The organism is Polaromonas sp., assembly GCF_010365105.1.
Taxonomy (GTDB): Bacteria; Pseudomonadota; Gammaproteobacteria; order Burkholderiales; family Burkholderiaceae_C; genus Polaromonas.
Genome location: NZ_JAAFGZ010000026.1, coordinates 23,502 through 41,780, shown reverse-complemented (window position 1 = coordinate 41,780; position 18,279 = coordinate 23,502). Strand labels below are relative to the sequence as shown.

The window sequence follows — 18,279 nt, the reverse complement described above, 5'->3', positions numbered from 1 at the left end:
ATTGTCCGATGGTTCGTTGAAACCGCCCCGGATTAGTTCCTGCACGCGCATGCCCCGCTGTGCGTATGCCTGAAGAACAAGTTCGGGGGTGTCGTGACAAGTCGTTCGGATAACGCTGGCCGGAATGCTCAGTGAACCCAAATGGCTCAAATGACCCAACATTCTTTTGCTATTGAATAAATAGCTGTCATCTCATATGCAGCCTGCGCAAGAGACCTTTTTGATACCAAAAAAATATTTTTTGTCAGAACCGACGCTTGCTAGCCGTGCTTGCCGTCAAATCCCCTCGCCCGCATCGACAAACACGCGTGCCTTGCGCGGCGTGATCACCAGCTTTTCTCCCTCTTTCAGTCCCATGTCCCTGAACTGATGCGATGGCATTTGCACTTCAATCAGGGATTCGGCCGACGGCTTGTCCGAATCAACCGGAACCAGTTCCAGCCGGGCAATCGGGCCGATGACGATGGCGCGGTCCAGTGTCGCGACGATGCCGTCGGCCCCTGGCGTATAACGCGCCACATCGAAATCGTGCGGCCGCACATAGGCGAAGGCCTTGGCGTTTTGCGCGCCGCTGTGCTCCGGCGCATCGAGTGTCAATCCGTCGAGCTGGATTTCGCCTTCATGGGCGCGGCCATGAAACAAGTTCACGTCGCCGAGGAAGCCATAAACGAACGGGCTCGCCGGATGATCCCAGACCTGTTGCGGCGAGCCGATCTGCTCGACCTTGCCCTGGTTCATCAGCACCACGCGGTCGGCGACTTCGAGCGCTTCTTCCTGGTCGTGCGTGACAAAGATGCTGGTGACATGCAGGTCGTCATGCAGGCGGCGCAGCCAGCGGCGCAACTCCTTGCGCACCTTGGCGTCCAGCGCGCCAAACGGCTCGTCAAGCAGCAGCACCTTCGGCTCGACCGCCAGCGCGCGCGCCAGAGCGATGCGCTGGCGTTGCCCGCCCGACAGTTGCGACGGAAAACGGTCAGCCAGCCAGTCGAGCTGCACCAGGCCGAGCAGCGAATGCACTTTTTCCTTGATCTGCGCTTCGCTGGGCCGCTGGCTGCGCGGCTTGACGCGCAGGCCGAAGGCGACGTTCTCGAACACCGTCATGTGCCGGAACAGCGCGTAATGCTGGAACACAAAGCCGACGCCGCGCTCGCGCACATGCACGTCGGTGGTGTCCTCGCCGCTGAACAAAATGCTGCCCTGGTCGGGCGTTTCCAGCCCGGCAATGATGCGCAGCAGCGTGGTCTTGCCGCAGCCCGAGGGGCCGAGCAAGGCGACGAGTTCGCCGGCTTCAATGTCCAGGCTCACGTCACTCAAGGCCTGGAAGTTGCCAAACTGCTTGCTGACGTTGCGAATTTCGATACCCATGATTTTTTCTTTCTTTCTCCCTCGCCCTTCGCCAGAAGGTTGGGGTGAGGGTCTGCGTTCAATTAAGAGCGGGCCGCTCAGGCGGCAGCTGGGCTGCGGCTTTCATTTCAGCCTCGTGCCGCCATTCGGCGACCGATTTGATGGCCAGCGTGACCAGCGCAAGGATGGCCAGCAGCGAGGCCACGGCAAAGGCAGCCACCGACTGGTATTCGTTGTAGAGGATTTCCACATGCAGCGGCAAGGTGTTGGTCTGCCCGCGAATGTGGCCCGACACCACCGATACCGCGCCGAATTCGCCCATGGCACGCGCATTGCACAGAATCACGCCGTAGATCAGCCCCCACTTGATGTTGGGCAGCGTGACGCGCCAAAAGGTCTGCCAGCCGGTCGCGCCCAATACGATCGCGGCCTGCTCCTCGTCGTTGCCCTGCGCCTGCATCAGCGGAATCAGTTCCCGCGCGATGAAGGGAAAGGTCACGAACACGGTGGCCAGCACGATGCCTGGAACGGCAAAGATGATCTTGATGTCATGCGCCTGCAGCCACGGGCCAAACCAGCCCTGGGCGCCGAACAGCAGCACGTACATCAGGCCAGCAACGACCGGCGAGACGGAAAACGGCAGATCGACCAGCGTCGTCAAAAACGACTTGCCGCGAAACTCGTACTTGGCGATCGCCCAGGCGGCGGCCACGCCGAACACGAGGTTCAACGGCACGGAAATCGCGGCGGCGATCAGGGTGAGCTGGATGGCCGACCAGGCGTCAGGCTCCTTCAGTGCTTCCAGATAAGCGCCAAAACCCTTGCGCAGCGCCTCGGTAAAGACGGCAGCCAGCGGCAGGATCAAAAACAGCAGCACGAACAGCAGCGCCACGGTAATGAGCAGGTAGCGGACCCACGGCGCCTCGGTTGTGCCGGCCTTGGCGCGGCGAATGGGTTGCGAAGACGGACCGCTCATGACGACGCTCCGGTGGTTTTTCGCTGCCAGGTCTGCAGCGCATTGATGACCAGCAGCAGGATGAACGAGATGACCAGCATCACCACCGCCACGGCCGTGGCGCCGGCATAGTCATACTGCTCCAGCTTGCCGATGATGATCAGCGGCGTGATCTCGGAAATCATCGGCATGTTGCCGGCAATGAAGATGACCGAGCCGTATTCGCCGATGGCGCGGGCGAATGCCATCGCAAAGCCGGTCATCAGGGCCGGCGCGATGTGCGGAAAGATCACCTTGGTAAAAATCTGGAAACGGTTGGCGCCCAGCGCGGTGGCGGCTTCTTCAAGCTCTTTTTCGGCGTCTTCAAGCACCGGTTGCACCGTGCGCACCACAAACGGCATGCCGACGAAAATCAAGGCAATCACCACGCCGGCGGGCGTGAACGCCAGCTTGATGCCCATGGGTTCGAGGTACTGGCCGAGCCAGCCGTTGCCGGCCAGCAACGCCGTCAGCGAAATACCGGCGACTGCCGTGGGCAGCGCAAACGGCAGGTCTACCAGCGCATCGACGATTTTCTTGCCCGGAAACTTGTAGCGAACCAGCACCCAGGCCAGCAGCAGGCCAAACACCAGATTCACCAGTGCGGCAATCAGCGACGCGCCAAACGTCAGCCGGTACGAGGCCATGACACGCGGCGACGTGACGGCGAAGACAAACTGCTCCCACGTCAGCGTGAAGGTCTTGAAGAATAGCGCGGCTATAGGAATCAGCACGATCAGGCTGAGGTACAACACCGTGTAGCCCAGCGTCAACCTGAAACCCGGCAGCACCCGCTGCGGTGTTCTCTTGGCGCCGGAACGAAGAGGGGGCGCCACCCCAGCGGATGGCGCCCCGGAAGTCAAGGCACTCATGTTTACCGGACGGTGTAGAGCTTGTCGAACTGGCCACCGTCATTGAAGTGGACTTTTTGCGCTTCGCTCAGCGAGCCGAACATTTCCTGCACCGTGAAGAGCTGGATCGGCTTGAAAATGTCGCTGTGCTTTTTCAGGATGGCTTGCGAATACGGACGCATGGCGTGCTTGGCCGCAATTTCCTGGCCTTCATCGGAATACAGGTAGTCAAGGTAAGCCTTGGCCAGAACCGCCGTGCCTTTCTTGGCCACTGTGCGCTCCACCACTGCCACTGGGTTTTCAGCCAGGATGCTGATGGACGGGTACACCGCGTCGGCCTTGCCTGCGCCGAACTCCTTGTTGACCGACACGACTTCGGATTCAAACGTCACCAGCACATCGCCGATGTTGCGCTGCAAAAAGGCCGTCGTTGCGTCGCGTCCGCCCTTGCCCAGCACCGGTACGTTCTTGTACAGCTTGCCGACAAACTCGGCAGCCTGCGCGTCGGTCGCGCCCTTTTTCTTGGCGTAACCCCAGGCGGCCAGGTAGGTGTAGCGGCCATTGCCGCCGGTCTTGGGGTTGACGACGATGACCTGGATGCCGGGCTTGGTCAGGTCGTCCCAGTCCTTGATGCCCTTGGGGTTGCCGTTGCGCACCAGAAACAGCATGGTCGAGGTGGTCGGGGAGGCATTGCCGGGGAAACGCTTGGCCCAGTCCTTGGCCACCACGCCGGCATTCGCCAAAAATTCGACATCGGTCGAGGTGTTCATGGTCACCACATCGGCGTCCAGGCCGTCGGCCACCGAACGCGCCACGGCGCTGGAGCCGGCATGCGACTGGTCGATTTTCACGTCCTTGCCGGTGGTTTTCTTGTAATGGGCGATAAACGCCGCGTTGTAGTCCTTGTAGAACTCACGAGCCACGTCATACGAGCCGTTCAGCAGGGTCTGGCTAGAGGCGATGCTGCTGGCGGCCAATGCCAGCGTTGCCAGGGCAATCTTGAATTTAGAGGTCATGCGGGTTCCAGGAAGGCAAAGGGAAAAGTCGGAAAGGATAGCTGATGCGCTGTTTACTTGTTGGGCTGGGGCTAGCCGGTAATGGCCGCATAGGTGAAGGTGGCGCAGATGACTTTTTTCGGATTGATGAAGCACATCGCTGCGCGCCGTTGCCTTCGTGGAAGCATTGGGGTCATGACTCGCTCCTTGAAAGGTTGGGAATCGGGTATTCTGGCGCGAAATCTTTAAAACTCAAAAGAATATATTTCTCTTAATTTATGATTTAAATAGAATATAGAAATTCGATTGAATTTGATACAGCAGACGACAGCCAGCCTGTTTTCACTATATTTTATATAGCTGTTCATGCATGCTGGGTGTGCGAAAAGTATTGATTTGGCTTAAAAATTCACCTGTCATAAAGGCGGCGATGCATGGCCGACCAGTTCATCGCCCTGCATATGCTCGCCCAGAAAGTCCAGAAAACTGCGCACAGCGGGTATCTGACCGCGCCGCGAAGGAAACACGGCATGCGCCATGCCCGGCCTGGGTGCCCATCCCGGCAGCACGGGGACCAGCAGTTGCGCCTGGATTTCGGCCTGGCTCAGGCTGTCCGGCAGAAAACTGATGCCGGTGCCGGCCAGCACCGCCAGCTTGAGCGTTTGCAGGTCATCGGCCACATAGCGCGGCTGGTGCTGAAAGACAAATTCCTGGCCTTGCGGCCCGACCAGCGTCCAGGCGCTGCGCCCGACGAACGATGACATGGCCACCGTGTCCAGCCGCGACAGTTCGTCCGTGGTCGCCGGCACGCCCTGCCGGCGCAGCTGATCCGGACTGGCCAGCAAATGCCCGAAGGTGGCACCAAGCTGCTTGACGACCAGGCTGCCGCTGTCGTCCAGTGTCGGCCTTACCCGAAGCGCCACGTCGATGCCCTCGTCCACCAGATCGACCACCCGGTTGGTGACCCGCAGGTCCAGCTTGACGCGCGGATACAGCGCCAGATAGCAGGGAATCAGGTAGCCCAGCGTGCTCTGGGCCAGCGTGACAGGGCATGTCACGCGCAGCAGGCCGCGCGGCTCGACCTGCAACTGCGCCACAGCATCGGCAGCGGCCAGCGCTTCATCGCGCATGGCGCTGCAGTGGCGCAGGTAGATGTCGCCCACCTCGGTCAGCGAGAGCTTGCGGGTGGTGCGCTGCAACAGGCGAACACCCAGCCGCGCCTCCAGTTCGGCGACACGGCGCGACAGCCGGGACTTGGGCACGCCCAGCGCCCGTCCGGCAGCGGCAAAACCGCCGCGCTCGGCGACTTCGGCAAAGTACAGCATGTCATTCAGGTCTTCCATTCACGTGCTCCGTGGCTTGTATTGTCCTGTACATAGAACGATCAATCGCGATATTGCCGGCTTATCAAGGTATTGGCTTGCCCGGACAATCTATCCATGGTTAAAACCAGATCGTCGCTTTCACACAACCTTTAAATCCGGAAATTTTCCATCATGACCAAGCTTCTTCACATCGACTCCAGCATCCTCGGAACCAACTCCGTATCGCGCCAGCTGACGGCGCAAATCGTGGCCTCCTGGCGCGCGGCCCATCCGGCCACCGAGGTCAGCTACCTTGATCTGGCGGTGGACACGCCCAGCCATTTGTCGGTCGAGTCGCTGGGTTTTCGCCTGCCTGCAGGCGCAGCCGAGCTGAGCGATGCGCAGCAGCGCGAAAACGCCGTGTCCGAAGCACTGGTGGCGCAGTTCCTGGCCGCCGATGTGGTGGTGATCGGCGCGCCGCTGTACAACTTTTCCATTCCCAGCCAGCTCAAGGCCTGGATTGACCGGGTGGCCCAGGCTGGCCGCACCTTCAAGTACACCGACAAAGGCCCGGTCGGCCTGGCTGGCGGCAAGACCATCATCGTGGCCTCGACGCGCGGCGGCATGTATTCGACCAGCGATGCGGGCAACGCCATGGAGCACCAGGAAAGCTATCTGAAAACCGTCTTCGGCTTTTTTGGCGTGACCGATGTGCGCTTTGTCCGGGCCGAAGGGCTGGCGATGGGCGAAGCCGGGAAAGCCGCCGCACTGGCTTCCGCTGAATTGGACATCCTGGGGCACACGCACAGCGCGGCCAACCAGCCCCAGGCCGCGTTGGTGGCCTAAAGCCCGCTATTTGGCAACAATGTCGAGCTTATAGACCTTTTCCGTACCCATCCGGTCTGATTTGGTGGTGTAGTAGCCGTCCGAGGTCTTGATGATTAATCGACACCATTCTTCATTATCGGCACGGTTCCAGTCGATGAGAATGCAGTAACGCCCGTCATCGGACAGATGCCACTTGCCCCGCGCTGTAGCATTTCGGCCCGTAGTAGAACGGTTGTCCGACGAGACCACGAAGGAACCATCGGTATCGTTGGTCCAGGCGTGGGTGTTGCCTTTTTCATTGATTCGCCGGATTGCAGCACCAGGCAGGAGTTGCTGCAGTTCGTCTTTGGACAGGATGTGGGGCTGCAGGGGTTCCAGATCGCGCAGCACCTTGACAGGCTGGGCGGGTTGGCCCACAGCCAGCGCAGGAAAGATGAAAAATGGGAAAAGTGCAATAGCCGGGCTGATTTTCATACCAATCTCCTGAGTTTTTGACAGTTTAATTGGACTCCTGACGAATACTTTCTTTATAGCAAGCGCACTCCAATTCATGAGCGCTGGCTAATTTCGGTCTTGCACTGCGTAAAGCGTATCGCCGCCCGGCGTCGGCTAATCTTCAGGCGTGTTGCTTGACCCAGGCCACATAGGCATCCACCCAGCCCTGCAGGAATTTCAGGCTGGCCTCGCCGATGTTGCCCGCCGCGTCATACAGCCCTTCCTTGTTGTGTATGAAGGCTTCGGGCTGGCCGAGCGTGGGCATGTTCAGGTAAGCCAGTATGTTGCGCAGGTGCTGCTGCGCCATGGCCGTGCCGATCGGGCCGACCGATGCGCCTATTACCCCGGCTGGCTTGCTGTTCCAGCTGCTTTTGCCGTACGGGCGGGAGGCATGATCAATCGCGTTTTTCAGCACGCCGGGGATGGACCGGTTGTATTCAGGCGTGAAAAACAGCACGCCCTGCGCTGCCGCGATCTCAGCCTTGAGGCGCGTCACCTGCGCCGACGGACTGCCATCGTCGTCCTGGTTGTACAGCGGCAGGTCGTCAATCCGGACATGGATGAAACTGAAATCGGCCGGAAACAGTTTTTCAAGCGCCCCAGCGAGTTTTTTGTTGAACGAGTCCTTGCGAAGACTGCCCACCACGACGGCGATTTGGTACTGAGCCATGAAATACCTCCAGAAAACCGACCGGCAACCCGGTCAGGCGGTTGATGAAAGAAAGCGGCACGAACGGCTCCATTATGCAAAGCACAGCCAAATTCTGCGGGCCGAAGCCGGGCAGCCCGGCCACGCAATGCACGGTCATTGATCCAAATCCTGTTTCCCGGACGTTTACTGCATCGCACTTCAAACTCGGACGTGTCAAAGCATTACCATTATGGGTATTGACAAGTGCATTCCTTCAGACACGCAAATCTTCAGGAAATGCCGAAGCGCTTGACGGCGCCTTCACCCCCTAGCTACAAGGATCCCGATGAAAAGAGTTGATGATTTCCGCCTGAAATTCGGCCAAAAGGAACTGGTGCCGATCATCATTGGCGGAATGGGCGTCGATATTTCCACCGCCGAGCTGGCACTGGAAGCAGCGCGACTGGGCGGCATCGGCCATATTTCCGACGCGCTGGTCCATGACGTGTCCGATCGTCGCTTTGACACCGAATTCGTCAAGGGCAAGACCAAGTTCTACAAAAGCAACATATCCAATTCTGACAAGAGCAGCGTGCAGTTCGACCTGGGCGAGCTGGCCGAAGCCACACGGCTGCATGTCGGCAAGACCATGGAAGCCAAGCGCGGTGACGGCATGGTGTTCGTCAACGTGATGGAAAAGCTGACGATGAACTCTCCGCGCGACACGCTGCAGGTGCGTCTCAATTCGGCGCTGGATGCGGGCATTGACGGCATTACCCTGAGCGCCGGCCTGCATTTGGGCTCGTTCGGCCTGATGGCCGAGCACCCGCGCTTTCGCGATGCCAAGATGGGCATCATTGTGTCGTCGGTGCGTGCCTTGCAATTGTTCCTGCGCAAGACCGCCCGCCTGGGCCGGCTGCCTGACTATGTGATTGTCGAAGGCCCGCTGGCCGGCGGCCATCTGGGCTTTGGCATGGATTGGGAAAAGTACGACCTGGCCACCATCGTGGCCGAGATTGCCGCCTTCCTGAAGACCGAGCAGCTTGACATTCCGCTGATTGCCGCCGGCGGCATTTTCACCGGCAGCGATGCGGTCGGTTTCCTCGAAAACGGCGCGGCGGCGGTGCAGGTGGCCACGCGCTTCACCGTGTCCAACGAATGCGGCCTGCCGGCCAAGGACAAGCAGGAATACTTCCGCGCCAGCGAAGCCGACATCACGGTCAACACCATCTCGCCGACCGGCTATCCGATGCGCATGCTGAAGAATTCCCCGGCCATCGGCTCGGGCATCCGGCCCAACTGCGAGTCCTACGGTTACCTGCTTGACGGCAACGGCAACTGTGCCTACATCACCGCGTACAACGAGCAGATCGCCCTGCACCCGGACGGCAAGAACATCTCGGTCATGGACAAGACCTGCCTGTGCACGCACATGCGCAACTACAACGTCTGGACCTGCGGCAGCAGCACCTACCGCCTGAAGGACACGTCCCGCCTTCAGCCCGACGGCACCTACCTGGCCCTGAGCGCCGAACACATCTTCCGCGACTACCAGTTCAGCGTGGACCACCAGGTGATGCTGCCCGCGTAAGCATCCGCATGCCGCTGCTCACTTCAGCCATGCCGCGCCTCACGGAAGAAATGCATGAATGAACAGGCGGCCCGGGAAGTGGTCATGGTTCGTGCCATTGAAACGGCGGACCATGCGCACGAAATCCTGAGCGAGGACGACCGCCGCCATGCCAGCCGCAGCGCCACGGAACTGGCACAGTGGCAGGCGTCCCACGCCGGCTCCCCCGTCACGGCGGACACGTTCCTGCAGCAGCGCGCAGGGCAGATTCTCCAGCGCCTGTCGGAGCGGCATGCGGCGTTCGGTCCAATGCTCAGGCTGCCCGGGGCGCTTCATGTATTCTGGACCGGGCTGCCGGTCCTGGCCCTGTTGGCCGGCATTTTCCTGGACCAGATCACCGACCCGCACCGGGTTGATTTGCTGTCGCCGCCTTTGCTGCTGATCATCGGCTGGAACCTGGCGGTCTATGCAAGCCTGCTGGTCTGGCGCTGGCTGCCGTTTGGCAAACTGAAAAAGCCGGGTGCGGACCTGGTTCACCTGCTCAGCCTGGGACGGACACGCCTGCCGCGCAAGCTGCCACCCGCCCTCGTCAGTGCCTTGCTGGCGTTCATGGCCGAGTGGACCCAGCTCAGCCGGCGGCTGACACTGGCCCGGCTGGGCCGCACCCTGCACCTGGGCTCGGCCCTGTTTGCCATCGGTGCGGTGCTTTCGCTGTATGCGCGCGGCTATGTCGCGCAGTATTCGGCGGGCTGGGAAAGCACTTTTCTGGATGCCGGGCAGGTGCATGCGCTGCTGTCGGCGCTGTTCATGCCGGCCCTGACGATTTTTCCGCTTCAGGGGTTTTCGCTGGCCGACATTGAAGCGCTCCGGTTCGGGCAGGCACCCTCCTCGCCACTGGGTGGCGCGCGCTGGGTGCATCTGTATGCCGCCACGCTGTTCCTGCTGGTCATGCTGCCGCGCCTGCTGCTGGCCGGCGCCGCCCAGTGGCGCATTAAAAAATGGAGCCGTAATTTTCCACTGGAGCTGGAGCAGCCCTATTTCCGCAGGCTGCTCAAGGCACTTGGCGGTGCGCCCGGCATGCTGCGGGTGCTGCCCTACAGCTTCGCGATCGACGAAGCGCGCGACAAGGGCCTGAGCCAACTGGCGGCACGACTGCTGGGCGAGCAGGCCCGGCTGATGCTGCGCCCGTCGATTGCCTATGGCGACGAGCCGCACGAGGCACTGCGCGACGTCAAGCTGAACGACAGCGACGCCACCATCACGGCGGTTCTGTTCAGCCTGGCGGCCACGCCCGAAAAGGAAAACCATGGCGCCCTGCTCGACCACCTGGTGCGGGTGTCGTCACGCGGCATCGCCGTGCTGGTCGACGAATCGGGCTACCTGGAACGGGTCGGCACGCAAGCCGGCGGCAAGGACAGAATGGCCGAGCGCATCGCCCTGTGGCAGCAGTTCTGCAGCTTTCACAAGGCGCCCGCCACCTTCGTCAACCTGCTCCATCCCGATGCCCATGCGGTGGACGTCGGCGCAGGCCTTGCCTTGTCGGCAACCGCATGAGCGCCGCCCCGGTCCAGATCCAGCTGGCGCTGGTGTCGCACACCAACAACGGCAAGACCACGCTGGCCCGGACCCTGCTGGGCGCCGATGTCGGCGAAGTGCGCGATGCAGCCCATGTCACCCTGTCGTCCGAAGCGCATCCGCTGCTGACGACCAGCGCCGGCGATGCCCTGCTGCTGTGGGACACGCCGGGCTTTGGCGATTCGGTGCGGCTCCTCAAGCGGCTGGGCATGGCCGACAACCCGATAGGCTGGTTTTTGCGGGAAGTGCTGGACCGCTACAGTGACCGGCCGTTCTGGCTCAGCCAGCAGGCATTGCGCACCGCCCGCGATGCGGCCGACGTGGTGCTTTACCTGGTCAATTCGGCGGAGCATCCCGGCGACGCCGGCTACCTGGCGGCCGAGATGAACATCCTGCAGTGGCTGGGCAAGCCGGTGATGGTGCTGCTCAACCAGACGGGGCCGCCGCGCCCGGCACCAGAGGAGCAGGCAGAACTGATGCGCTGGCGCCGCCACCTGGAAGCCTTTCCGATCGTGCGCAAGGTGCTGGCGCTTGACGCCTTTGCCCGCTGCTGGGTGCATGAGCGGGTGTTTTACGAAGCCGTCGGCCAGTGGATCGAACCTGACAAAGCCGCCGGCTTCGCACGCCTGCTGGCCGCCTGGGACGCCCACCATGACACACGCTTTCAGGCGTCGATGCGGCTGGGGGCGCAGCAGCTGGCGGCAGCGACGCAGGACCGCCAGGCGGTAGAGCCCGAGAGTCGTTCGCTGCTGAATTCAGCCCTGCAGGCCACCGGCCTGCGCAAGACGGGCAAGCTGAAACGCGAAGACCAGGCCATGGGCATCCTGGTCGAGCGGCTCAACGACGGCATTGCCGACACCACGCGCCAGCTGCTGACGCTGCACCGGATCGACCCCGGCGAAGCGACGCGCATCAACCAGCGGGTGCGCGAGAATTTTGCGGTTCGCGCGCCCATCGACAAGGCGCAGGCGGGCCTGCTAGGCGCGGTATTGTCGGGCGCGGCGACCGGCCTGTCGGCGGATCTGATGGCGGGCGGCTTGAGCCTGGGCGCCGGTGCGCTGCTGGGCAGCGTGGTCGGCGCCTTGGGGTTTGCGGGTGCGGCCTGGGGCTTCAATTCAAGCACCGACCGGGAACAGACCACGGTGCAGTTCACCGATGAATTCTTGCGCACGCTGCTGGTGGCCAGCGTGCTGCGCTACCTGACGGTGGCGCATTTCGGGCGCGGGCGCGGCCATTTTGCACAAAGCGAGGCGCCGGCTTTCTGGCAGGCTGAGGTCGAGCGGGCGGTGGTGGCCGAGGAAGCCGCCGTGGGCCGCTTGTGGCAGACGCTGCGGCAGCCCTCTTCTCCTGCAGAAACATCGGCCGGCGCTGCGCAAGCGCTTCTGCTGCGCATCACCTCTTCGGTGTTGCAACAGCTGTATCCGGCAGCGGCCCTTGCCCACCGCGCCTAGCGCACACGGGTTTCAGTTGGTCCACATTTTTTAGTATCAAAAAAGGCCATCTACGCCCGTCCAGCTTAATTTTCAAGCTATTGATTCAATAGCAAAATCTGCTGCAGTCTTGAATGCCACGAGACAAGGCCCGGTTGATTTCGCGCTAACCAACAGCCCCAAACAGCGCACCAACCCCGGCGGTGATGGCCATGGCCAGAGCGCCCCAGAAGGTGACGCGCCAGGCACCCGCCACGATGGCAGCGCCTCCCGCACGTGCGGCCATGGCCCCCAGCAGGGCCAGAAACCCGAGTGAAGTGACGGATACCCAGACGGTCAAGCCATTGGCTGGTGCCAAAGCCGTAACCGCCAGCGGCAGCGCAGCCCCCACAGCAAAGCTCGCGGCCGATGCCAGGGCGGCCTGGATCGGGTTGGCGAGCAAATCGTCGGAAATGCCCAGTTCATCACGCACATGGGCGCCCAGTGCGTCATGATTCATCAGTTGACCGGCCACCTGGCGGGCCAGTTCAGGGGTGAGCCCGCGCTTGATGTAAATGCCCGCCAGTTCGGCATGTTCCGCCTCGGGATGCCGCTCCAGTTCAAGACGCTCGCGCTCCATTTCGGCTTTTTCGGTGTCGGCCTGCGAATGCACCGAGACATACTCGCCTGCCGCCATCGACATGGCCCCGGCCATCAGCCCGGCAACGCCTGCCACCAGAACGGCTTGCGGGGTGGCACCGGCCGCCGCCACGCCCAGCACCAGGCTGGCCGTGGAAACAATGCCGTCATTGGCCCCCAGCACGGCGGCGCGCAGCCAGCCGATGCGGTCGGTTCGGTGGCGCTCCAGGTGGCGATTCATTGGCTTCATGGAAGTGGCGCTCCTGTTGTGGGTAAAACGATGTCTGATGGGATGCGCGATTATTGAACGCTTCTTCCTGCAGGAAGCTTGCATGAAGCCTGCAGTTGATTTTCCGCCGGGCAAAGACAACGTTTTACAATCCTTTTTTGCTACTGTATTAATAGCTGTAAATGCCCATCCATACAGCGCAAATGCTATTTTTTCTTCGAAATGACGTGTACAGCCAGCCCGCCCAGTTCCGCCGAATGCCCGACCTCGATTTCCAGCCGGTGCACGGCCGCAATGCGCCGCACGATGGACCAGCCCAGACCGCTGCCGCTTTCCAGGCTGCCGGTCACCCGGAAGAATCGCTCGCCCAGGCGGGTGCTGTCTGCATCCTCAAGGCCCGGCCCGCTGTCTTCCACACTCAGCGCCACCTGCCCGTCCTGTAACCGAACGGCCACCTTGATGCGCGCCAACGGCGGGCTGTAGCGCACCGCGTTGTCGACCAGGTTGCGCACCAGCACCGCCAGCAGCGTCGCGTTGCCCGGAATGGGGCAGGACCCGGCACCGTCGAATTCCAGCGTCTGGTGTTTGCCAATCGCCTTGGGCGCCAGCTCGGCCACCACCCGCTGCGCCACGGCGCGCAGATCGACCGCCGCCATGACCGGCGCTTCCAGCGCTTCCAGCCGGGACAGGCTGAGCAGCTGCTCGACCAGGCGCGTGGCACGGTCGCAGCCTTCCAGCGTGCCCTGAAGGGCATGCTTGCGCAAGGACTCGTCCGCTTCGCCCATCGCCACCTGCGCCTGCACGCGAATGGCTGCAATCGGGGTGCGCAGTTCGTGGGCGGCATCGGCGGTAAAACGCCGCTCGGACTCCAGCAGGTGCCCGATGCGCTCGAACAGACTGTTCAATGCGGCGATCATCGGCGTCATCTCGGCGGGCGCATTGCGCAGGGTGACCGGATCCAGCGCCTGCGGCTGGCGCGCTGCCAATGCGCGCCCGAGTCGCCGAATCGGCTGCACACCGCGGTACACCGCCCACCACACCGCCAGCCCCAGCAGGGGCAGCGCCACCAGAATCGGCCACAAGGTACTGCGCAGCACGGCCCACAAAATGGCGTCCCGCGAACTCGTCTGTTCGCCCACGTAGACCTGCACGTCCTGCTCGGCTCCATACGCCGCAAAAACACGCCATGCCATGCCACTGATCTGCACCGTCCTGAAGCCGGACTTGAAGCGCTTTCCGGCCTCGATCATCGGTGTCACGGGCGCATTGGCTGAACGCAGCACCGGGCGGTCTTCATGAAACACCTGGAACGCGACCTTGGGCGCATACCGGTGCAGCGTGGGCGCGTCGATGCTTTTGTCACCGTCTTCGAACGCCTGCGCCTGCTGCACCACCAGCAGGGCGGCAGCCTGCGCCAGGTGACCGTCAAGCAACTCGTCCAGTTCGTGGCGAGCATCGAACCAGGTCAGCGCCGCCGCGACCAGCCAGACGGCCACCACCATTGACAGCACCATCACCAGCAGGCGGCCTTGCAGCGAGCGCGGCGACCGGATCATGGTTTGGGCACGTCGCGCTGCAGCATGTAGCCGACACCGCGCACCGTGTGGATCAGCGCCGGCCCCAGCTTGCGCCGCAGGTTGTGGATGTGCACCTCGATGGCGTTGCTTTCGACCTCCTGGCCCCAGCTGTAGAGCTGCTGCTCCAGCTGTTCGCGCGACAGCACACGGTCGGCGCCCAGCATGAAGGCCTGCAGCAAATCAAACTCCCGGGTGGACAGCGTGACCAGCTCGCCCGCCTGGCGCACCGTGCGGGAGGCCGGGTCCAGCACCACATCCTGCGCACTCAGGCATTCCTGCGGCTGGCCGTGCGCCCGGCGCACCAGCGCGCGCAGCCGTGCGGCCAGCTCATGCAGGTCCACCGGCTTGACCACATAGTCGTCGGCGCCCACATCCAGCCCGCGGATACGGTCTGGCACGGCGTCGCGCGCGGTGAGCACCAGCACCGGCGTCAAAATGCCCGAACGGCGAATGTCGGCCAGTACATCCAGCCCGTCCTTGCGCGGCAGCCCGAGGTCGAGCACGGCGGCCTCATAAGCTTGTGCGCGCAGTTCGCGCTCTGCGGCCTCGCCATCACGCACCCAGTCCACCTGAAAGCCCAGCTGGCGCAACCCCGCCCGCAGGCCGTCACCCAATAAAGAATCGTCTTCAGCGAGCAGAATACGCATGTGGGGGCTCTTTCAATCGCTATCGTCGTTACTGTGATTATCGATCCGCACCGTACCCTGGGACACTGCATGGTCCTGCGGCGCCTCGGTCCACTGCCAACCCCAGAAACCGATCACGCAGGCCAGCACCGCCGCCGCCAGAATGCCGTGGTTGCGCTTGGCCAGATCCGGCCCGGGACCTGCAGCGCGGCCGGTCAGCATGGGCAAGGCCTGGTTCTTGCGCCGCAGCAGGCTCAGCAAGGCGATCAAGCCGATATGAACCAGCACGACTGCAAGCATGGCATTGCCGAAAAACTCATGCACGTCTTCCAGCCATTCGCCGCCCCACTCGTCCCATACCGCATAACCGCTGAGTGTCAGCGGAAGGATCACCACCAGTATCAGCGCCACGGCCAGCGCCATCATGAGGTTCTGGCCCTGACGCCAGGCCGGCTGCAGCGTCGCCTGTGAATTTACATCGGGCAGCGACTTCAGCCAGTCCGGCAGGCCCTTCAACTTGCGCCACAGCACCGAAAGCCGGGCCTGGCGCGGACCGAACAGGCCCCACAGCACACGGCAGACCAGCAGCCCGGCCAGGGTGTAGCCCAGCGTCACATGCACCATCCGCCAGTGCTCGCCGTCGGCGGTGAGGTAGGCGCCGGTAAAACTCAGCGCCATCAGCCAGTGCAGCATGCGCGTGGTGGCGTCTGTCACCCGGCGGCTTGCGGGCCGGGGCGCCTGCGCTTGTAGTCCAGACGGTGCGGTGGCAGATTCTGAAGAAGGAAAGGTATGGGCAGTCATGGTTTTTCTTACTTGGGTATGCGGACGTTGTCTTCATCGAAGTCGCCCTGGTCGGCGCGGGTGTGGCAGGCGGCGCAGTTGGCCCGGCTGCCAATGGCGGTCCGTTTCCAGACATCTGGCGCTACCTCGCGGTGCTTGCGCACAAACCAGCTTGAGGTGGTGATGCGGTCCTGCGGCGGCTCTTCATTGACGCGTTTGTAGGTTCCGGCGTTGGCGCCCAGCCAGGTCGAAAGCGCCTTCACCGTCGCCGGGTCCAGCGATGCATCGGTGCCGTAATGCCTGGGCAGATTGGCCATGACCCTGTTCCAGGAGGCCGCTGGCAGCATGCCGGGCGGATACGCCAGATGGCAGGCGGCGCATTCCTGCTGGTATTTGGGCAACAGCGGCACCCTGCGCTGGTCACCGTCGGCCATCGCCGCTTGCGCGATGCCAAGGGCTGCGAGCAAGCCGAACAGGACTTGGGGAACGCGGGAGTGAAATCGAAGTGACATGGTTTTTATCCTTGACGCATAGAGGAAGTACGGACGGTCAGCGCTTGAGTGCCATCAGCCAGCTCAGCACATCGGCTTTTTCGGCGGCCGTGCATTCGCGGCCCGCCACATCGTTGCAATTGCGGCGAAACCACTTTTCGGTCTTTGCCGAATCGGTGAAACGCTCCGGGTTGAAAGCCGGCGCCAGCGCGCCGATGGTTTTGCCAGTGGACGCATGCTTGCCAGCCTGCGTGGGCAAAGCGCCGTGACAGGAGCCACAACTCCAGTCACGGCCCTGGCGGTTGTTGAAAAACTGCTGGCCCCGCGCTGGCACCGCAGGCGCTCCGGACTGGGCGGTGTAAGCCCCCAGTTGTTCCGCCGGCGTCGTGGCATGCGCCGCCGGGGTGATGAGCGCACAGGTCAGACCGGTCGTGGCCAGCAGGGCCAGAAACGACGATTGGCGCAGGGATGACCGCTTCATGAAGACTCCTTGTTTTTAGGTTGCCTTCATGTTGCGGCCGCGTTCTTAGCGCTTTCTTAAGCTGCGATACGCGCGCTAAGACGGCCTTAAGCGCCAGCCGCCAGGATTGACTCATTCGCCACTACCCAAGGAAATACCTCATGCATCCCACCCTCAGCCTCTTCATCCGTCAATACCTTTGGGTCGTGTGCGCCGCACTCGTGCCAGTCATCATCACGGCTTTCATGTCGATTCCCATGAGCTTGGGCAATCACCCTGGCGAACCCCGCACGGTTGGCGCGATGGTTGACAGGCACATGAGTTGAAACGCGCATTGACGCCGCTCTGATCCTGCCCCTGTCTCGCATTGGCAATACGCCACAAGGTAAGCTCTGCGCCTGAATCCCGGGCATCCGCTCGCCATCCAACAACAACAATAATTTCCCATGAATTTCAACGACCTCGCCGATGATCCCGAAGACGCCCAACACAGCCTGGCTGAACGCGCGGCAGCCGCCTCGCGCAGTACCTGGGTCAGCGTGGGTGTCAACATTGTCCTGACGATTGGCCAGATCAGCGCCGGCATCCTGTCCAAGTCGCAGGGTCTGATTGCCGACGGTATCCATTCGCTGTCAGATTTGATCTCGGACTTCGTGGTGCTGTTTGCCAGCCACCACAGCAAGAAGGACGCCGACGAAGACCACCCCTACGGCCACCAGCGTTTTGAAACCGCCGCCTCCCTGGCGCTCGGGGCTATCTTGCTGGTGGTCGGCGTGGGCATGATCTGGTCGGCCATCAGCAAGCTCCAGTCGCCAGAGACGGTGGCGCAGGTCCATATCAGCGCCCTCTGGGTCGTGGGCAGCGCCTTGATTGCCAAGGAACTGCTGTTTCGCTACATGCTGGCCGTGGCCAAGCGCGTCAAGTCGAGCATGCTGGTGGCCAATGCCTGGCATGCACGGTCGGATGCCGCGTCGTCGCTGGTCGTGGGCATCGGCATTGTCGGCAACCTGGCGGGCTACCCGATCCTGGACCCGATTGCCGCGCTGATTGTCGGCTTCATGGTCGCCCGAATGGGCTGGAGCTTTGGCTGGGACGCCATGCACGACCTGATGGACCGCGCCGTGGACGAGCAGGAAGTCGCGGCCATTCGCCGTACGCTGATTGAAACGCCCGGCGTCAGGAATGTGCATGACGTGCGCACCCGCAAGATGGGCGACATGATCGTGGTCGATGCGCATATCGAGGTCGAGGCCTTCATCACAGTCGAAGCCGGCCACGACATTGCCGTCGAGGCGCGGCAGCGCGTGCTCAGGCGCCACCGGGTGCTGAACCTGATGACCCATGTGGACCCGTGGAAGCGTCCCGACCTGGACCATGCCCCGGATAGTCAATCCGAGCCCGTCATCACGCCTTGAGCGCTGTGGCAGGCGGCATGAAGTCGCCCGTCGCCTACAGCATCCGTGAGTTCAGGCCGACGATGG

General features: G+C 62.4%; 21 protein-coding genes. 8 read left to right on the top strand and 13 right to left on the bottom strand.

The annotated features are described in order from the left end of the window. Positions 1-276: 276 nt before the first annotated feature. The 5 genes from GZ092_RS15740 to GZ092_RS15720 all read right to left on the bottom strand — a co-directional run bounded on the left by GZ092_RS15740 (position 277) and on the right by GZ092_RS15720 (position 5,527). Positions 277-1,365: a sulfate ABC transporter ATP-binding protein gene (locus GZ092_RS15740; protein WP_293637781.1), complete on the bottom strand. Its 1,089-nt coding sequence runs from the start codon at positions 1,363-1,365 to the stop codon at positions 277-279. A gap of 58 nt (positions 1,366-1,423) precedes the next feature. Beyond that, positions 1,424-2,320 (bottom strand): sulfate ABC transporter permease subunit CysW, encoded by an 897-nt coding sequence (gene cysW / locus GZ092_RS15735; protein ID WP_293637779.1) that lies wholly within the window; start codon positions 2,318-2,320, stop codon positions 1,424-1,426. Further along, positions 2,317-3,210 carry a sulfate ABC transporter permease subunit CysT gene (gene cysT, locus GZ092_RS15730; protein ID WP_293637778.1) on the bottom strand — a complete coding sequence of 298 codons (894 nt, stop codon included), beginning with the start codon at positions 3,208-3,210 and terminating at the stop codon, positions 2,317-2,319. The genes cysW and cysT overlap by 4 nt, the downstream gene beginning before the upstream one ends. 2 nt (positions 3,211-3,212) lie before the next feature. After that, positions 3,213-4,205: a sulfate ABC transporter substrate-binding protein gene (locus GZ092_RS15725; RefSeq protein WP_293637777.1), complete on the bottom strand. Its 993-nt coding sequence runs from the start codon at positions 4,203-4,205 to the stop codon at positions 3,213-3,215. A gap of 395 nt (positions 4,206-4,600) precedes the next feature. Further along, positions 4,601-5,527, bottom strand: a complete 927-nt coding sequence (locus GZ092_RS15720) for a LysR substrate-binding domain-containing protein (protein ID WP_293637775.1) — start codon at positions 5,525-5,527, stop codon at positions 4,601-4,603. Between the two features lie 153 nt (positions 5,528-5,680). Between GZ092_RS15720 and GZ092_RS15715 the strand changes: the two genes are divergently transcribed. After that, positions 5,681-6,334, top strand: coding sequence for an NAD(P)H-dependent oxidoreductase (locus GZ092_RS15715; protein ID WP_293637773.1), 654 nt, complete (start codon positions 5,681-5,683; stop codon positions 6,332-6,334). Positions 6,335-6,340: 6 nt separating this feature from the next. On the opposite strand, the gene GZ092_RS15710 is transcribed toward GZ092_RS15715, so the two are convergent. Further along, on the bottom strand, positions 6,341-6,790 hold the full coding sequence (locus GZ092_RS15710; protein WP_293637771.1) for a hypothetical protein: 450 nt from the start codon (positions 6,788-6,790) through the stop codon (positions 6,341-6,343). A gap of 142 nt (positions 6,791-6,932) precedes the next feature. After that, the gene (locus GZ092_RS15705) at positions 6,933-7,481 is read right to left on the bottom strand and encodes an NAD(P)H-dependent oxidoreductase (RefSeq protein ID WP_293637769.1); all 549 of its coding nucleotides are present in this window, start codon (positions 7,479-7,481) and stop codon (positions 6,933-6,935) included. Between the two features lie 44 nt (positions 7,482-7,525). Here GZ092_RS15705 and GZ092_RS15700 point away from each other — a divergent pair, with 44 nt between their 5' ends. The 4 genes from GZ092_RS15700 to GZ092_RS15685 are packed head-to-tail and all read left to right on the top strand — an operon-like array spanning position 7,526 to position 12,038. Beyond that, the gene (locus GZ092_RS15700) at positions 7,526-7,774 is read left to right on the top strand and encodes a hypothetical protein (RefSeq protein WP_293637767.1); all 249 of its coding nucleotides are present in this window, start codon (positions 7,526-7,528) and stop codon (positions 7,772-7,774) included. Between the two features lie 14 nt (positions 7,775-7,788). Further along, positions 7,789-9,033 carry a nitronate monooxygenase gene (locus tag GZ092_RS15695; RefSeq protein WP_293637765.1) on the top strand — a complete coding sequence of 415 codons (1,245 nt, stop codon included), beginning with the start codon at positions 7,789-7,791 and terminating at the stop codon, positions 9,031-9,033. 54 nt (positions 9,034-9,087) lie between these two features. Beyond that, the gene (locus tag GZ092_RS15690; protein WP_293637763.1) at positions 9,088-10,566 is read left to right on the top strand and encodes a DUF2868 domain-containing protein; all 1,479 of its coding nucleotides are present in this window, start codon (positions 9,088-9,090) and stop codon (positions 10,564-10,566) included. Continuing rightward, the gene (locus GZ092_RS15685) at positions 10,563-12,038 is read left to right on the top strand and encodes a DUF3482 domain-containing protein (protein ID WP_293637761.1); all 1,476 of its coding nucleotides are present in this window, start codon (positions 10,563-10,565) and stop codon (positions 12,036-12,038) included. Before GZ092_RS15690 ends, GZ092_RS15685 begins: the two co-directional genes overlap by 4 nt. A gap of 145 nt (positions 12,039-12,183) precedes the next feature. Here the strand turns inward: GZ092_RS15685 and GZ092_RS15680 are convergent, their stop codons facing one another. Further along, a complete protein-coding gene (locus tag GZ092_RS15680) occupies positions 12,184-12,885 on the bottom strand; it encodes a VIT family protein (protein ID WP_293637760.1) in 702 nt (233 codons plus the stop codon). Here GZ092_RS15680 and GZ092_RS15675 point away from each other — a divergent pair. Beyond that, complete coding sequence (locus tag GZ092_RS15675; RefSeq protein WP_293637759.1) at positions 12,884-13,090, top strand: hypothetical protein; 207 nt, start codon at positions 12,884-12,886, stop codon at positions 13,088-13,090. The two genes, GZ092_RS15680 and GZ092_RS15675, sit on opposite strands and share 2 nt — an antisense overlap. Here GZ092_RS15675 and GZ092_RS15670 read toward each other — a convergent pair. The 5 genes from GZ092_RS15670 to GZ092_RS15650 are packed head-to-tail and all read right to left on the bottom strand — an operon-like array spanning position 13,071 to position 16,819. Further along, positions 13,071-14,420, bottom strand: coding sequence for an ATP-binding protein (locus tag GZ092_RS15670; protein ID WP_293637758.1), 1,350 nt, complete (start codon positions 14,418-14,420; stop codon positions 13,071-13,073). The two genes, GZ092_RS15675 and GZ092_RS15670, sit on opposite strands and share 20 nt — an antisense overlap. Then, the gene (locus tag GZ092_RS15665) at positions 14,417-15,088 is read right to left on the bottom strand and encodes a response regulator (RefSeq protein WP_293637757.1); all 672 of its coding nucleotides are present in this window, start codon (positions 15,086-15,088) and stop codon (positions 14,417-14,419) included. The genes GZ092_RS15670 and GZ092_RS15665 overlap by 4 nt, the downstream gene beginning before the upstream one ends. A gap of 12 nt (positions 15,089-15,100) precedes the next feature. Next, positions 15,101-15,868, bottom strand: a complete 768-nt coding sequence (locus GZ092_RS15660) for a cytochrome b/b6 domain-containing protein (protein WP_293637756.1) — start codon at positions 15,866-15,868, stop codon at positions 15,101-15,103. Between the two features lie 8 nt (positions 15,869-15,876). Next, positions 15,877-16,359 carry a diheme cytochrome c gene (locus GZ092_RS15655; protein ID WP_293637754.1) on the bottom strand — a complete coding sequence of 161 codons (483 nt, stop codon included), beginning with the start codon at positions 16,357-16,359 and terminating at the stop codon, positions 15,877-15,879. A gap of 37 nt (positions 16,360-16,396) precedes the next feature. Further along, the gene (locus tag GZ092_RS15650; protein WP_293637752.1) at positions 16,397-16,819 is read right to left on the bottom strand and encodes a DUF1924 domain-containing protein; all 423 of its coding nucleotides are present in this window, start codon (positions 16,817-16,819) and stop codon (positions 16,397-16,399) included. Positions 16,820-16,959: 140 nt separating this feature from the next. Between GZ092_RS15650 and GZ092_RS15645 the strand changes: the two genes are divergently transcribed. Next, the gene (locus tag GZ092_RS15645) at positions 16,960-17,124 is read left to right on the top strand and encodes a hypothetical protein (protein ID WP_293637751.1); all 165 of its coding nucleotides are present in this window, start codon (positions 16,960-16,962) and stop codon (positions 17,122-17,124) included. Between the two features lie 120 nt (positions 17,125-17,244). Beyond that, entirely contained in the window at positions 17,245-18,213 is a 969-nt protein-coding gene (locus GZ092_RS15640) for a cation diffusion facilitator family transporter (protein ID WP_293637750.1), read from the top strand. The last annotated feature ends 66 nt before the right edge of the window (positions 18,214-18,279 follow it).

Coding starts and splice junctions, on each gene's coding strand:
- GZ092_RS15740 (WP_293637781.1), bottom strand. CDS start 1,365: ATGGGTATCGAAATTCGCAACGTCAGCAAGCAGTTTGGCAACTTCCAG.
- cysW (WP_293637779.1), bottom strand. CDS start 2,320: ATGAGCGGTCCGTCTTCGCAACCCATTCGCCGCGCCAAGGCCGGCACA.
- cysT (WP_293637778.1), bottom strand. CDS start 3,210: ATGAGTGCCTTGACTTCCGGGGCGCCATCCGCTGGGGTGGCGCCCCCT.
- GZ092_RS15725 (WP_293637777.1), bottom strand. CDS start 4,205: ATGACCTCTAAATTCAAGATTGCCCTGGCAACGCTGGCATTGGCCGCC.
- GZ092_RS15720 (WP_293637775.1), bottom strand. CDS start 5,527: ATGGAAGACCTGAATGACATGCTGTACTTTGCCGAAGTCGCCGAGCGC.
- GZ092_RS15715 (WP_293637773.1), top strand. CDS start 5,681: ATGACCAAGCTTCTTCACATCGACTCCAGCATCCTCGGAACCAACTCC.
- GZ092_RS15710 (WP_293637771.1), bottom strand. CDS start 6,790: ATGAAAATCAGCCCGGCTATTGCACTTTTCCCATTTTTCATCTTTCCT.
- GZ092_RS15705 (WP_293637769.1), bottom strand. CDS start 7,481: ATGGCTCAGTACCAAATCGCCGTCGTGGTGGGCAGTCTTCGCAAGGAC.
- GZ092_RS15700 (WP_293637767.1), top strand. CDS start 7,526: ATGAAAGAAAGCGGCACGAACGGCTCCATTATGCAAAGCACAGCCAAA.
- GZ092_RS15695 (WP_293637765.1), top strand. CDS start 7,789: ATGAAAAGAGTTGATGATTTCCGCCTGAAATTCGGCCAAAAGGAACTG.
- GZ092_RS15690 (WP_293637763.1), top strand. CDS start 9,088: ATGAATGAACAGGCGGCCCGGGAAGTGGTCATGGTTCGTGCCATTGAA.
- GZ092_RS15685 (WP_293637761.1), top strand. CDS start 10,563: ATGAGCGCCGCCCCGGTCCAGATCCAGCTGGCGCTGGTGTCGCACACC.
- GZ092_RS15675 (WP_293637759.1), top strand. CDS start 12,884: ATGGAAGTGGCGCTCCTGTTGTGGGTAAAACGATGTCTGATGGGATGC.
- GZ092_RS15680 (WP_293637760.1), bottom strand. CDS start 12,885: ATGAAGCCAATGAATCGCCACCTGGAGCGCCACCGAACCGACCGCATC.
- GZ092_RS15670 (WP_293637758.1), bottom strand. CDS start 14,420: ATGATCCGGTCGCCGCGCTCGCTGCAAGGCCGCCTGCTGGTGATGGTG.
- GZ092_RS15665 (WP_293637757.1), bottom strand. CDS start 15,088: ATGCGTATTCTGCTCGCTGAAGACGATTCTTTATTGGGTGACGGCCTG.
- GZ092_RS15660 (WP_293637756.1), bottom strand. CDS start 15,868: ATGACTGCCCATACCTTTCCTTCTTCAGAATCTGCCACCGCACCGTCT.
- GZ092_RS15655 (WP_293637754.1), bottom strand. CDS start 16,359: ATGTCACTTCGATTTCACTCCCGCGTTCCCCAAGTCCTGTTCGGCTTG.
- GZ092_RS15650 (WP_293637752.1), bottom strand. CDS start 16,819: ATGAAGCGGTCATCCCTGCGCCAATCGTCGTTTCTGGCCCTGCTGGCC.
- GZ092_RS15645 (WP_293637751.1), top strand. CDS start 16,960: ATGCATCCCACCCTCAGCCTCTTCATCCGTCAATACCTTTGGGTCGTG.
- GZ092_RS15640 (WP_293637750.1), top strand. CDS start 17,245: ATGAATTTCAACGACCTCGCCGATGATCCCGAAGACGCCCAACACAGC.